The 12,286-nt window shown below is 59.1% G+C and carries 12 protein-coding genes, 1 tRNA gene and 3 pseudogenes; 11 read left to right on the top strand and 5 right to left on the bottom strand.

The genetic code is table 11. The annotated features are described in order from the left end of the window. Positions 1–85: 85 nt before the first annotated feature. Positions 86–1,234: an L-threonine dehydrogenase gene (gene yiaY, locus ACZZ0K_RS17460; RefSeq protein ID WP_041478894.1), complete on the top strand. Its 1,149-nt coding sequence runs from the start codon at positions 86–88 to the stop codon at positions 1,232–1,234. On the opposite strand, the gene ACZZ0K_RS17455 is transcribed toward yiaY, so the two are convergent. Then, the gene (locus tag ACZZ0K_RS17455; protein WP_258707723.1) at positions 1,195–1,866 is read right to left on the bottom strand and encodes a hypothetical protein; all 672 of its coding nucleotides are present in this window, start codon (positions 1,864–1,866) and stop codon (positions 1,195–1,197) included. The two genes, yiaY and ACZZ0K_RS17455, sit on opposite strands and share 40 nt — an antisense overlap. A 363-nt stretch (positions 1,867–2,229) precedes the next feature. Here ACZZ0K_RS17455 and ACZZ0K_RS17450 point away from each other — a divergent pair, with 363 nt between their 5' ends. The 6 genes and pseudogenes from ACZZ0K_RS17450 (at position 2,230) to ACZZ0K_RS17425 (ending at position 7,381) form a co-directional block, all read left to right on the top strand. Continuing rightward, the gene (locus tag ACZZ0K_RS17450; protein ID WP_258707724.1) at positions 2,230–3,390 is read left to right on the top strand and encodes an NHL repeat-containing protein; all 1,161 of its coding nucleotides are present in this window, start codon (positions 2,230–2,232) and stop codon (positions 3,388–3,390) included. 350 nt (positions 3,391–3,740) lie between these two features. Further along, complete coding sequence (locus ACZZ0K_RS17445; RefSeq protein WP_258707725.1) at positions 3,741–4,472, top strand: PA3715 family protein; 732 nt, start codon at positions 3,741–3,743, stop codon at positions 4,470–4,472. Then, positions 4,471–4,602 (top strand): annotated as a pseudogene (locus ACZZ0K_RS17440) (glutathione transferase); the annotation flags it as partial. The gene ACZZ0K_RS17445 and the pseudogene ACZZ0K_RS17440, both read left to right, overlap by 2 nt. Before the next feature lie 60 nt (positions 4,603–4,662). Continuing rightward, positions 4,663–5,301, top strand: coding sequence for a LysE family translocator (locus tag ACZZ0K_RS17435; protein ID WP_041478891.1), 639 nt, complete (start codon positions 4,663–4,665; stop codon positions 5,299–5,301). A 75-nt stretch (positions 5,302–5,376) separates the two neighbouring features. Then, positions 5,377–6,725, top strand: a pseudogene (locus ACZZ0K_RS17430) (sensor domain-containing protein). A 152-nt stretch (positions 6,726–6,877) separates the two neighbouring features. Next, complete coding sequence (locus ACZZ0K_RS17425; RefSeq protein ID WP_041478889.1) at positions 6,878–7,381, top strand: DUF4142 domain-containing protein; 504 nt, start codon at positions 6,878–6,880, stop codon at positions 7,379–7,381. Between the two features lie 161 nt (positions 7,382–7,542). Here ACZZ0K_RS17425 and ACZZ0K_RS17420 read toward each other — a convergent pair whose 3' ends face one another. Further along, the gene (locus ACZZ0K_RS17420) at positions 7,543–7,953 is read right to left on the bottom strand and encodes a low affinity iron permease family protein (protein ID WP_016771301.1); all 411 of its coding nucleotides are present in this window, start codon (positions 7,951–7,953) and stop codon (positions 7,543–7,545) included. A gap of 176 nt (positions 7,954–8,129) precedes the next feature. Between ACZZ0K_RS17420 and tam the strand changes: the two genes are divergently transcribed. Both tam and ACZZ0K_RS17410 read left to right on the top strand, forming a co-directional pair. Beyond that, positions 8,130–8,900, top strand: coding sequence for a trans-aconitate 2-methyltransferase (gene tam / locus ACZZ0K_RS17415; protein ID WP_258707726.1), 771 nt, complete (start codon positions 8,130–8,132; stop codon positions 8,898–8,900). A 587-nt stretch (positions 8,901–9,487) separates the two neighbouring features. Beyond that, positions 9,488–9,846: pseudogene (locus ACZZ0K_RS17410) on the top strand (DUF6124 family protein). Between the two features lie 63 nt (positions 9,847–9,909). Here the strand turns inward: ACZZ0K_RS17410 and ACZZ0K_RS17405 are convergent. Continuing rightward, complete coding sequence (locus ACZZ0K_RS17405) at positions 9,910–10,119, bottom strand: hypothetical protein (protein WP_374046327.1); 210 nt, start codon at positions 10,117–10,119, stop codon at positions 9,910–9,912. Positions 10,120–10,418: 299 nt separating this feature from the next. Here ACZZ0K_RS17405 and ACZZ0K_RS17400 point away from each other — a divergent pair, with 299 nt between their 5' ends. Together ACZZ0K_RS17400 and ACZZ0K_RS17395 are read left to right on the top strand one after the other, a co-directional pair. Beyond that, on the top strand, positions 10,419–10,715 hold the full coding sequence (locus ACZZ0K_RS17400) for a helix-turn-helix domain-containing protein (protein ID WP_095180586.1): 297 nt from the start codon (positions 10,419–10,421) through the stop codon (positions 10,713–10,715). A gap of 60 nt (positions 10,716–10,775) precedes the next feature. After that, positions 10,776–11,018, top strand: a complete 243-nt coding sequence (locus ACZZ0K_RS17395; RefSeq protein WP_463559239.1) for a hypothetical protein — start codon at positions 10,776–10,778, stop codon at positions 11,016–11,018. 144 nt (positions 11,019–11,162) lie between these two features. Here the strand turns inward: ACZZ0K_RS17395 and ACZZ0K_RS17390 are convergent. Continuing rightward, a tRNA-Gly gene (locus tag ACZZ0K_RS17390) sits at positions 11,163–11,236 on the bottom strand. Between the two features lie 157 nt (positions 11,237–11,393). Next, the gene (locus tag ACZZ0K_RS17385; RefSeq protein WP_041478884.1) at positions 11,394–12,278 is read right to left on the bottom strand and encodes an alpha/beta fold hydrolase; all 885 of its coding nucleotides are present in this window, start codon (positions 12,276–12,278) and stop codon (positions 11,394–11,396) included. Positions 12,279–12,286 lie beyond the last annotated feature (8 nt).

Below are 12,286 nucleotides of genomic sequence, written 5' to 3'. Positions count from 1 at the left end.
CAACATCGCTCGTGACCGATCGGTCGATTCTGTGTGCACCCGCCGAATCGAGGCAGTCGATCCGGCTCCAGTCAGGAGACACACGATGAGCAGCACCTTCTTCATTCCGGCGGTCAACATCATGGGCAGCGGCTGCCTCGACGAAGCCATGGTCGCGATTCGCAATTATGGCTTTCGCAAGGCGCTGATTGTCACCGATACCGGGCTGGCCAAGGCGGGCGTGGCCGCAATGATCGCCGAGAAACTGGCGATGCAGGACATCGATTCGGTGATCTTCGATGGCGCCAGACCGAACCCGACCACGGCCAATGTCGAATCCGGTCTGGGGCTGCTGAAGGAAAGCCGTTGCGATTTCGTCGTGTCGCTGGGTGGCGGCTCGCCGCACGATTGCGCCAAGGGCATCGCCCTGTGCGCAACCAATGGCGGGCAGATTGGCGATTACGAAGGCGTCGACCGCTCCAGCAAGCCGCAATTGCCGCTGATCGCCATCAACACCACCGCCGGCACTGCCAGCGAAATGACCCGCTTCTGCATCATCACCGACGAATCGCGCCACGTGAAAATGGCCATCGTCGACCGCAACGTCACGCCACTGCTGTCGGTCAACGACCCGGAGTTGATGGTCGCGATGCCCAAAGGGCTGACCGCTGCCACCGGCATGGATGCGCTGACCCACGCGATCGAAGCCTACGTCTCGACCGCCGCCAACCCGATCACCGACGCCTGCGCTTTGAAGGCCATGAGCCTGATCAGCAGCAACCTGCGTCTGGCCGTGCGCGACGGCAGCGACCTGGCGGCGCGGGAGAACATGGCTTACGCGCAGTTCCTCGCAGGCATGGCGTTCAATAACGCCTCGCTCGGATTTGTCCACGCCATGGCGCATCAACTCGGCGGCTACTACGACTTGCCCCACGGCGTCTGTAACGCCGTGCTGTTACCGCATGTGCAGAGTTTCAATGCGCTGGTCTGTGCTGATCGACTCAGGGATGTCGCCCACGCCATGGGCGCGGATATTCGTGGTTTCAGCGCGGAGGAGGGCGCACAGGCGGCGATCAATGCCATTCGCAACCTTGCCAAGGACGTCGAGATTCCCGGCGGACTGCGTGAGCTGGGCGCGAAACTCAGCGATATCCCGGTGCTCGCCACCAACGCCTTGAAGGACGCCTGTGGACTGACCAATCCACGGGCGGCGGATCAGCGCCAGATCGAGGAAATTTTCCGCAATGCGTTTTGAATGAAGGCGCGCAGGCGAGCGAAGTCGGACAAGCCTTCGCTTGCTTCTGCGACCACGGCAAATGTCCGCACACGGCCCCAATCTGAAACCTTGCCGGCGATGTTGTGTACGGCGGAGATACGGTACTGCCCGACCGCCAGGGAGGGTGCTGCCGGGGTTTGCCATTTCCGGTCGCTTTCGACCGCTGCTCTGGCAATCTCCAGGCCAGTGTCCAGATCGAAAATACTGACGAAACCCTCGGCTCGCGTGACATCTCCCGAAAAGATCAGAGGCGTATCGACCGGCGCGCCCTCAATCGGTTCGACAACGACCGGGACGTCGATCTCGGGCCGCAGTCGCACCTCATATCCGCGCTCTTCGCTCCATTCGGACGTGATGCCTGCATAGGTCTGGTGGGCGTGAATCCTCTGCTGACCCTGGGCCTGAACGCCGGTGATGCTGAACGCCCATCGTCCATTTGCGCTGACCAGCCCTTCGCCAAGCGAATGGGTGTTTTCAATGTTCCAGACCTGCACAAGAGCATTGGGTATGCCGCTGCCGAGCAACAATGTCGCAGGTCCCGTCGTGCTGGCCTCTTCGGGATAGGTGATGGTCGGGGCCGGTTGTGAAGTTTGCTCGTCGCGAGTGCTCATCATGCTTCTCGTCCATGGCTGATTTGAACGCTGAGGTTGGCATGACGTGCCTGAATTCGAACCTGTAAGAACTACCAGTCATTCAGTCTTTTTTACACAGTAGGTAATTTCTTTTTCTTCTAAAAAACTGTCATTTCTGTCAGTTGTCCAGCGTGGTGGCCTGGGGTCGAATGCTCGCTACGAGGGGATCGACGTCGATCTCTTGAGGAGCATACGAACATGTCGGAATCTATCGCGCCATTGTCCCCAAACGCGCAGTCAGCCGGGGAGCTGGATGCGCTCTTTGGTCTGCGAACGCTGAAATTCCCCGGAGCGGGCAAGACCATTGCCAAAGGCGTGGCGATCACGCCTTCGGAGCAGATCATGGTCAGCGCTACCGTCGAGCAATCGGGCCATTCGTACTACGGCCTTGCGCGCCTGGATGCCGATGGCAATCCGGATCCGGCTTTCGGCACCGGCGGATATCTCAGCGGCCAGTTCGGCACAGGCTCGCTCACGCAAGGCGGGCCATTGATCGTTGATGCGCTGGGACGGATCTGGATGTGCGGTGTGATTGGCGTCGTCAAAGACCAGACTCTTGAATACCAGCAAGTCATCGCCCGGTTTCTGCCCGACGGCTCGCCGGACATCGAGTTCGGCGGCGACAGGAATGGCTACCGGATTGTGCCCATGCGGATTCCGGCACTTTTTGGGGCCACGCATGGGCAACTGCTGCTGGCCAAATCCGATCCGCAGCTTGCGCAGCCGGACCGGCTGCTGTTCGTGACCGCGCAAAAGGGCAGTGGCCTGTTGACGCGATTCCATCTCGATGGCTCGGACGATTTATCGTTCGCCAGCAACGGTTGGCTGCCCCTGTCACTGCCAGGGGTGGCCATTTCGCTGTCCGGGATCATCCAGCTCGACGATGGGCTGATTCTGCTGCATGGCAAAACCGAGATCACCAATCAGGGATTGCTCATGGCGTTCGACCACAACGGGAAAGTTGCACAAGCGTTCGGCGACAAGGGTGTACTGCTGTTGAACATTCAGCGTGATGGCCAGCCGCTCGAAAGCAGCGTGATGGACATTGCTGTGCAAACGGCGCAGCGCCTGCTTCTGCTCGGTTCGGCGGTCGAGTCCACGCAAGGCAGGAAACTGCAACACGGGTTCATCAGTGGTATTACCTACTCCGGCCAAATGGATGACGCGTTCAACAATCCTGTCCTCACCCCGACGGCGCAGGAACGGGATCTGAGAGGTTGGCAAGCAGGGTTTGCGCTGGATGACATCGCCGGTAAACGGATCGTTGCGGTCGGACAGACCTCGGGCAGCGCACGAGGCTTGTTGACGGCAGGCTTTCTGGTCGATGGCGCAGTGGATGATTCGTTTGATGTCGAGGGCGCGAGAGACATTTCATGGTCAGCCATCGATGCCTGCCTGCAAGGCTCTTCAATCCTGGTGTTGGGTCGCAAGGACGACAGCGCGCAGCTGGTTCGCTTGCTGACTGCGCCTGTCACAACACGGCGAGACCGCATCGGCCATTGAGCAGCCAGAGGTGAAACCGGGCTGGCCTGCCGGCTCGGATGAACCCTGTCCAGTTCGGCGGGATCGTCAGCCAGGTTTTGGTCGGCGCGCATCAAGGACCTCACCGGCAGCAGCACCCCGGCTTGCCGCAGAAGTTGCGCACGCTGGATAAGTTCTGAGACTCGCGGCGTCTGTGATGACGCCTTCGCGAGCAGGCTCGCTCCCACTTTGGAATGCGCTTTCCTGTGCGAGCGAGCCTGCTCGCGAATTCCGACTTCAGACACATGAGAAGATTCGCAGGCCAGATCTGTTGAATCCTCCGATGCAGAAAGGGATAGTGCGCGCCTGGAAATATCTTCAAGGAGCAGGAAATGACAGTGAAGTCAGTATGGATCAGCGCAGCGCTCTGCGGGTGGTTCATGGCTGGGCAGGCCTGGGCCGATTGCACACCGCCGGCGGTCAGCGCGGAAGCGGATTTCTCGCTGTGCAAAGAATGGCCGGCTTATCCGTCGCTGACGATTACCGCGCTATCGACGTTCGTGCCCGATCCGGTCTATGGCCATGACGGCAGCGTGGGCTCGTACGAGCTTGATCTGGCTATCATCACGGCCGGCAGCCCCAAACCGCTGGCAACCTATCATCAGCCGTCGGCGTTTCTCTCCGATGCCATCGCGCTGGAGAGTCTGGAACTCGACACGGCGCGCTATAAACTCACGCCCGACCTTCGTGCCTTCGGCGTTCGCGCCCATTTCAAAGGCTCGTCGCGCGTCAATCCGCTGGATGAAACCCTGCTGTCGCTCTACGTGAAAGAGGGCGACAAACTGCACCCGGTGCTGGATCGCTTGGTCGTCTACAGCTTCAGTGGCGAGTGGGATGGCAATTGCGCCGGAGAGCGCTCGGAGACGGTGCGTACGCTTGAGATGGGCAAAACCAGTTCCCGTGGTTACGCCGATATCATTGTCCGCTCAGTCACCACGGGTCTGGTCGGCGAGGGTTCACCCGACACCTGCGAGTCGAAGACCACTCACGAAAAGCCGGTGCTGACCACGTTGCGCTATGACGGACAGCAATATTTCGTTCCCGAAAATCTGAGAGGCTATTGAAGGCGCGTCGTTCTACTTCCTCGATCCCGACGGCCACAAGCTGGAAGCCCATGTCGGCGATTTGCAGTCGCGGCTGGCTGCGTGTCGGCAGAAACCGTACCCCGGCATGCGTTTTCACGACGCGCAGTGATCCGCCGTGATCCTCTGATATAGACTGGCCGCCACGTGTTCTGGCGCTTGCAGGTTTCTCATGACTCCATCATTGCTGTTGGCCGTTCTGGCTTCGGGTTTCATCTACGGGATCACGCCCGGGCCGGGCGTGCTGGCGGTGTTCGGGATTGGCGCGGCCCATGGCCGGCGCGCCGGGGCGGGGTTTCTGTGCGGGCATCTGCTCGGCGATGTGATCTGGTGCAGCACCGCGCTGGTGGCGATTGTCGGTGCGCGGGAAATCGGCAGCACCGCGTTCGATGTGCTCGGCGTGCTCAGCGCGTTGTACCTGTTCTGGCTCGGCTGGCGTGCGGTGCGTGCCCAACGCCGCAATGGCGACGAGGCGCAAGGGGCGGCGCGGCAGCCGTTCTGGCACGGCATCGTCTTCGGCCTGACCAATCCCAAGGCCTATCCGGTGGCGGTGGCGACCTTTACGGCGCTGTTGTCGAGCCGCGCCGAACTGCTCAACTGGTCGATGCTACCTGCACTGATCGCCCTGAGTTTCATCGGCGGCGCACTGGCCTACGCTATCCTCATCGGCGTGGTCGGCGCACAGCGAGTGCGCATGGTGTATCAGCGGCATGAGCTGCTCATCACGCGTTTATGCGGCGTGATGTTTATCGGCTTCGCCATCAACGCGTTGATGCACGCGCTGCCGGGGCTGCTGCCGAACAAGACTTGATGGAATGGGCAGGGACGCGCAATCACGATCATGGATGATTGAAATCGCTGCACTGTGCGGACAATCGTTAGAACCATGGCAAGCCCAAACCCTGCGCCGCTGGCGAGCTACATTGACCTGTTGCTGGACGCCGTTTGCGCGGTCGACAAACAGGGCCGTTTCGTTTTTGTCAGCGCTGCCTGCGAGCGGATTTTCGGCTACACGCCTGACGAACTGATCGGCCGCTCGATGATCGAGCTGGTGCACCCGGCCGATCGCCAGCGCACCCTCGCGGCCGCGGGCGAAATCATGGGCGGCGACCCGAAGCACAATTTCGAGAACCGCTATCTGCGCAAGGACGGCAGCGTCGCGCACATTTCCTGGTCGGCGCGCTGGTCGGAAGTCGATCAACTGCGCATCGCCGTCGCCCGCGATATCACCGAGCGCAAGCAGGCCGAGTCGCGGCAAGCGGCGTTGTACGCGATTTCCGAAGCGGCGCACGCGGCGGAAGATTTGCTGGCGCTGTTCAAACGCATCCATCTGCTGATTGGCGAGTGGCTGCCGGCGCTGAATTTTTCCGTGGCGCTGTACGACGAACACTGCGCGCAGCTGAATTTTCCCTATCACGTCGACGATCACGAATTGCAGCCCGAGCAGCCCGGCACCGTCATCGGACGGCTCTGCGCGCAAGTGATCCGCAGCGGCCAGCCGATGTTGCTGACGCCGGACAGCGCCGATGCCACGCCCGATTTTGCTGAGCTGGTGGCGGAACAAAACGCGCCTTGCTGGCTCGGCGTACCACTGAATTCAAAAACGGCACCATCGGCGCCTTGATCGTCAAAAGCCTCGCTGGCGGCGAACGCTACACCGAGCAGGACAAGGAACTGCTGCAATATGTCTGTGCACAAGTCGCCACGGCCATCGAGCGCCAGCAACTGCACGCGCGGCTCAAGCGCATGGCGCAATACGATCAACTGACGCAACTGCCCAATCGCGAACTGCTGCGTGATCGGCTCAGGGCTGCGCTGGCCGATGCGCGAACCCTGCACGGACACATGGCGCTGCTGTATGTCGATCTGGATCGCTTCAAACAGGTCAACGACACCCATGGCCATGCCGTCGGTGACATGCTCCTGCAAACCGTGGCCAACCGGCTGAAAGGCTGCGTGCGTGAAACCGACACGGTGGCGCGTATCGGTGGCGATGAATTCGTCGTGCTGCTGCACAGCGTGCATGCCGCCGGCGATCCCGACAGCGTCGCCGGAAAAATCCGACAGGTGCTGGCGCAGCCCATGCGCCTCGACGGCCATGACCTGCGGATCGAATCGAGCATCGGCGTGGCGCGCTTTCCTGAACACGGCGAAGAAGAACAGCAACTGTTCCGGCATGCCGATCAAGCCATGTATGCGGCCAAACGCCTGAATCATCGGGCCTTGGGCAGCTGAAGCGAGCGCGCCGTTCGTCGCGGTTCAGGCAGATTTTCTAAACCTTTGACCGCTAAAGCATTCCTAATTGAGGCGGACAATTGTCCGCCGTGACATTTGAGCTGCGGGCGAATCACGGCCCGCTTGAATTTTCAACAAAGGAGGGCGCGACCATGAGCCGGATGGCCACCCGTTTACGTAACGTCAGTTTTGCAACCCTGCTGGGCCTGTGCGCCAGCAGTGCGTTCGCCCAGTCGCCTGCCGAATTCATCAACGATGCCTCCGCCAAAGGCATGGCCGACATCGAAGCCAGCCGTCAGGCCCACGGCAAGACCGAATCGAAAGAGGTCAAGGATTACACCATCGTTGTGATCAACGACCGCACCACGGCCAACCAGCATTTGGCGAAAATCGCCAAGAAACTCGACCTGCCGGTTGCCCCCCGCGAAGAACTCGCCGACAAGGCCAAAGAGCTGATGCCGGAAGTGAAGGACGGCACCACATTCGATCAGGCCTACGCTGCCAGTCAGGTCAAGGCGACCGAAGAGGCCATCACTCAGATCGAGCAACAGGCACAGACCACCGACGTGCCGGAAATCAAAGCGTTTGCCGATGAGACTTTGCCGAAACTGCAAAGCCATCTGGAGAAAGCTCGAGCGTTGCAGGCCAGTCGCTAACTTCGCCTTGTTGGTGCAGCGCGAGCGAAACCTTCAGTTGAAATGCGATGCCTCCCTGTGGGAGCGAGCCTGCTCGCGAAAGCGGTGTGTCAGTCAATGATGTTTTGACTGACCCGCCATCTTCGCGAGCAGGCTCGCTCCCACAGGGTGTGTTTACTTGCTCAGCACTCATTCAAATCCTGCTTTGGCTTGCTCTTGTCGCCCAGCCCCTCAAGATCAAACACCTGATTTTCACCCAACGCGCGGTAATGCCGGCGCAGCGCTTCAAGTTGCTTCAAGTCCAGCGCTTCCAGCCCGAGCATCGCGTTCTGCGCTTCCTTGTTCACCCGCAACAGCTCATCGAGTTTCAAATGCAGAATGTCGGTATCGCGGTTCTGCGTGTTCTGAATCAGGAATACCATCAGGAACGTGATGATCGTCGTCGAGGTATTGATGATCAGCTGCCAAGTGTCGTTGTAACCAAAAATCGGCCCGCTCAACCCCCACAACCCGATCAGAATCAACGCCCCCATGAACGTTTTCGGGCTACCGGCCCACAGGGCAAGTTTCTGGGCAATCTTTGCGAATTTCATGATGGAAGTCCTTGTTTTGGGAGCTTGAAATTCAGACATCGGCGTTGTGCTGAAAATTCTAATTACAAATAACCGGGCGGGACGCCGGAGGCGAGGCGAGCTCATCGGCCTTATCGCTGTATGGTATGCGCAGCTGCACTTCCCGGTTTCAAGCCATGCCCCGACAGGAGAACGCAATGAGTTGGTCTGCCAAGCAATACGTCGCTTTCGAAGATGAACGCACCCGCCCGGCCCGTGATCTGTTGGCGGCGATACCCACGGCGCGGGCCCGGGCGGTGGTGGACATTGGTTGCGGACCGGGCAATTCCACCGAATTGCTGGTGCAGCGTTTTCCCGAGGCGAGCGTCAGTGGCCTCGACAGTTCGGCGGACATGATTGCCGCCGCGCGCAAGCGCTTGCCTGACGTGCAGTTTCAGGTGGCCGAGGTCGACAAATGGGCTGACGAGGGTCCGTTCGATGTGATCTTCGCCAATGCGGTGCTGCAATGGGTGCCTGATCACGCTTCGTTGCTGCCAGCCCTGGCGAGCAAGCTTTCAGATGGTGGCAGCCTGGCGATCCAGATGCCGGACAACCTCAACGAACCGTCCCACCGCTTGATGCGTGAAGTCGCCGCCAATGGGCCGTGGGCGAGCAAGCTCGCAGACGCTGCCGGGCAGCGTACCGACATGGCCAGTGCCAGTGAGTATTTTTCAATGCTGCGGCCGCACTGCGCGCGGGTCGATGTGTGGCGCACCACCTATCACCATCAGCTTCGGGACGGGGCGGCGGGAGTGGTGGAGTGGTTCAAGGGTAGCGGGTTGATTCCATTCCTGAGCCCATTGACCGAGGAGGAGCGGGCGCAGTATCTGCAGCGGTATCTGCCGGAGGTTACCAAGGCTTATCCGGCCTTGGCTGACGGCTCGGTGCTGTTGCCGTTTCCACGATTGTTCATTATTGCGACCCGTTGAGTTACGCCACCAAGTGTCTTGAGTTCGCCACGTTATCTCTGGTCGGCGCATCTCTTGAACGCAACACGGTCGGTCCCCTCTCCCTCGGGAGAGGGTTAGGGTGAGGGGCTTATTGGCGCAGAAACCCGATCACCGCTGCACCGCCAACATCATCGTCCTCTGGCATCCTTTCAACTCGTTCACGCTGAGCTCGTCGGAAATTTCCTTCTGTTTTCCAGGCTTTTACACGTGGTGCGCTATGGCTGTTTAAAGTTGAATCACGTTGCGTCCCGATGCCTACAAATCCTTGCGCCGCTGCCTACCGGTACGCCAGAATCCGCCGGCTTGTGCGCCTGGAGGGCGGTCGGTAACTTGGTTCGCGTCACTGATTTCCAGTGATCGGGTTTAGTAGCCCGGTAATGTCCTCCTCGTAACGGTTGCACGAGTTCCGTTGAATCAGGCGCGTGCCTGTATTTTATGGTGGCTGTGCGCATGGCGCCTTCGGGTGCGCCGGATGGGGGATGGGTCCGGTCTACTAACTTGCGTACAGCCGCCACCCTCCCGTTTAGTAGCGTGGTGGATGCGGCTCAAATGAAAGGTACCGCCCCGTGTTCAAAGTAACGCCAAATCCGCCGGAAACCGATCCGGCCTCTCCTTACGAGTCCCTCGATTCGAAAAACTCCACGAAGCCGCCGAACGCGCCCTCGACCACTATCTCATCCCACCAAAAACAAGCTCACCGCCGTACCAGGCCAGCAGCATGTTCATGGTTAATCCGGGCACCGATACCGAGTCGCTATTGGTCAACGCCAGCGAGTCCCTCGGCTCGGCCAGCGTCATGCTTGGCGACTTTGCCGCCTTGCTCGACGGCAGCCAGCGCAAAACCCTGCTCGGCATCGCCCAGGTCGTCATGCTGGGCGAGCTGGCGGTGAATCAGGTGCTGGATAATGTGGTGCCGGTGGGTTAGCCGGCGTTGATTTCCGAGTAAAAGTAACCGGTCGTTGCGACCGGTTTTTCGGCTAGTGCAGCGTCAAAACCGCTGACCAATACCAGGTTTGTCCTCTTGAAAGGGCTCGGAAGGGGGAATCGGGAATTGCTGCTCCTCATACTCGCCCACCCGCCGAGCGAGAATTTCCAATTCATCGCCTTCCGGCGAGTTCATCTCAGCGCCCCAAATCTGCTCGATACGCAGCAATGCTGCGGACAAGTCTTCAGTGCTCCGAATGGGTTTGATGTCCATAAATGATGTCCGCTTTGGTAACCACATGAGCGGCGATCTTGAACGGCACAACAAACGCTGTGTTCATCATTACGTTGCCAAATATGACTGCATTGCGGAGAGTCAGATTCGCGGTGACAAAAGCGGCCACGCGTGACCCAACCGCGTAATCCTCAATGTCAGCTGTGTAGCAATCAGAAGATCTCTATTGCTCCACGAAATTAGTGAAATTTTTCAAAAATGGTCATATCTGATCCTTAAGGGAGGTTAGATGGCTACAATGGCTCTATTAAGATCCTTAAGAATTGGAAGGGTTTGCCATGTCATTCATGCATTTGCTTCACTCGCCGGCTGAGATCGCTAGAAATGTCGGAGAAAACGCCAAAATCCTGCGGCTCTCCAAAAACCTTTCCCGCAAGACGCTCGCAGAAAAGGCGGGGGTTTCCGAATCCACCATCAAGCGATTCGAAGCGACCGGCCTCGTGACGTTGGAGGCTTTGATCCTGATAGCCACTGCGCTTGATGAACTCAACGCTGTGACCAGGCTGTTCAAACCAGAGCAACCGAGCTCGCTGGATGAGCTGAAGAATGCCAGGCGCAAGAGAGGGATGCGCTGATGATCAAGCCTTTCAAACACACAGAAGCGCTGGATGTTTTGAAAGAGGGCGCCAAGGTTGGTGAGCTGGTCAGAGTCGCGGGCCGCTGACTTCGGTGGCCGCACTCCCGGCACGCCTACACGCAAGCGAATCATGGAGATCTGCAAGGATTACAAATGCCTCAAGGCCGAGGAATACATCGAGCAGACTTTCGCTGCGCTCGCCGACTGGCACAAGGTATTCACTCGATTGAATGTCCCGCACAAAGCCGGGGAACCGATCTTCAATGTACTGGCGAGGCTGCATCAGGATTTCGAGAAGTAATCCGGGGAGGAGGGGCTCAGCGATCTTCTGGAAGTCTTCACCGCCAACACGCTTCAACTTCCAGACACAAAAAAACCGGCCATCAAGGCCGGTTTTTCATTTCTGCATCCCCGTCGGACAACACAACGCGAGATCAATATTCGGTGGAGCGGGTAGAGGGAATCGAACCCTCATCTAAAGCTTGGGAAGCTTTCGTTCTACCACTAAACTATACCCGCTCAGAGCGGCTGACTTTGTACCAGACTCGGCCACGGATTTGAAGTTTTCTTTTCTCTGCGAGGGCTTTGCCACGCAGAAAACGGTCGATCGCGAGCAAGGGCTGCGCCGGTGCAACAGGCACTTCAAGCTTGCAGCCTTGCCCGCGATGACGCTGTTTCAAATGGCCAGGGCATGTTGATCCTGCACAAACGAGTAGCGCGTTCGGCTGGCTTGCGGCGCAGGTTTCAGAAAGCCGAGCAGGGCGTTCTGGCTGTCGCGGCAGGCGGCCTTGTGCTCCATGTCGAGAAAGTGTCCGGTGGCTTGCAGGGTGGTGAAGCTGCTGTGGGCAACGTGGTTGCCGAACAGTCGCGCATCCTCGGCGGCGGTGTATTCGTCCCATTCGCCGTTGAGAAACAGCACCGGCACGTTGATCTTTTTCGCCGCATTCAGATAGCACTGGCGATCGCTGTGCAGCACGTCGTTGATATGAAAATGCATCTGTCCGTATTCATGCTCGGCGAGACTGCTGACGTGGCGGTAGTTGAAACGCTTGAACAGCGACGGCAGGTGTTTGCCGATGGTGTTGTTGACCAGATGGCCGACCCGGTCGCCGTCGCGGCTGCCGAGGTAGTCGACGCCGCGCTCGAGGTAATCGAGCATGTGCGCATTGATCACCGGGGAGAACGAGCTGATCACGGCTTTTTCGATGCGCCGGGGCTGCTGGGCGAGGGCGACCAGAGTGGCGGCGCCGCCCCAGGAAAACGACAGCACATGTTCGGCGGCGAAGTGGTCGATCAGCTCCAGCAGAATCTGCCCTTCGACTTCCTTCGTCAGATGTTTCTCATGCCGGTTGTGGGCTTTTGACCGACCCGCGTAGGGCTGGTCGTAGCAGACCACGTTGAATTGCGGGTGCAGGTTTTTCACGGTCTGTGCAAACGACGCAGTCGTGGCCATCGAGCCGTTGACCAGAATGATGGTCTTTTCTGCGGCGTCTGCGCGATAGAACTCCGTGTAAACCCGATACTGACCCTGTATATCCAGCACAGCGATTTCTGGCCTCATGTCATAAG

This window comes from Pseudomonas sp. AC255 (genome assembly GCF_979258175.1).
The sequence above is the reverse complement of the archived record's forward strand: the minus strand, read 5'-3'. Positions and strand labels throughout refer to the sequence as shown.

Excerpts from the sequence above, each read along its gene's own strand:
- ACZZ0K_RS17450 (WP_258707724.1), top strand. The coding sequence starts at position 2,230 with ATGGTCAGCGCTACCGTCGAGCAATCGGGCCATTCGTACTACGGCCTT.
- tam (WP_258707726.1), top strand. The coding sequence starts at position 8,130 with ATGAGTTGGTCTGCCAAGCAATACGTCGCTTTCGAAGATGAACGCACC.
- ACZZ0K_RS17420 (WP_016771301.1), bottom strand. The coding sequence starts at position 7,953 with ATGAAATTCGCAAAGATTGCCCAGAAACTTGCCCTGTGGGCCGGTAGC.
- ACZZ0K_RS17435 (WP_041478891.1), top strand. The coding sequence starts at position 4,663 with ATGACTCCATCATTGCTGTTGGCCGTTCTGGCTTCGGGTTTCATCTAC.
- yiaY (WP_041478894.1), top strand. The coding sequence starts at position 86 with ATGAGCAGCACCTTCTTCATTCCGGCGGTCAACATCATGGGCAGCGGC.
- ACZZ0K_RS17445 (WP_258707725.1), top strand. The coding sequence starts at position 3,741 with ATGACAGTGAAGTCAGTATGGATCAGCGCAGCGCTCTGCGGGTGGTTC.
- ACZZ0K_RS17405 (WP_374046327.1), bottom strand. The coding sequence starts at position 10,119 with ATGGACATCAAACCCATTCGGAGCACTGAAGACTTGTCCGCAGCATTG.
- ACZZ0K_RS17455 (WP_258707723.1), bottom strand. The coding sequence starts at position 1,866 with ATGAGCACTCGCGACGAGCAAACTTCACAACCGGCCCCGACCATCACC.
- ACZZ0K_RS17400 (WP_095180586.1), top strand. The coding sequence starts at position 10,419 with ATGTCATTCATGCATTTGCTTCACTCGCCGGCTGAGATCGCTAGAAAT.
- ACZZ0K_RS17425 (WP_041478889.1), top strand. The coding sequence starts at position 6,878 with ATGAGCCGGATGGCCACCCGTTTACGTAACGTCAGTTTTGCAACCCTG.
- ACZZ0K_RS17385 (WP_041478884.1), bottom strand. The coding sequence starts at position 12,278 with ATGAGGCCAGAAATCGCTGTGCTGGATATACAGGGTCAGTATCGGGTT.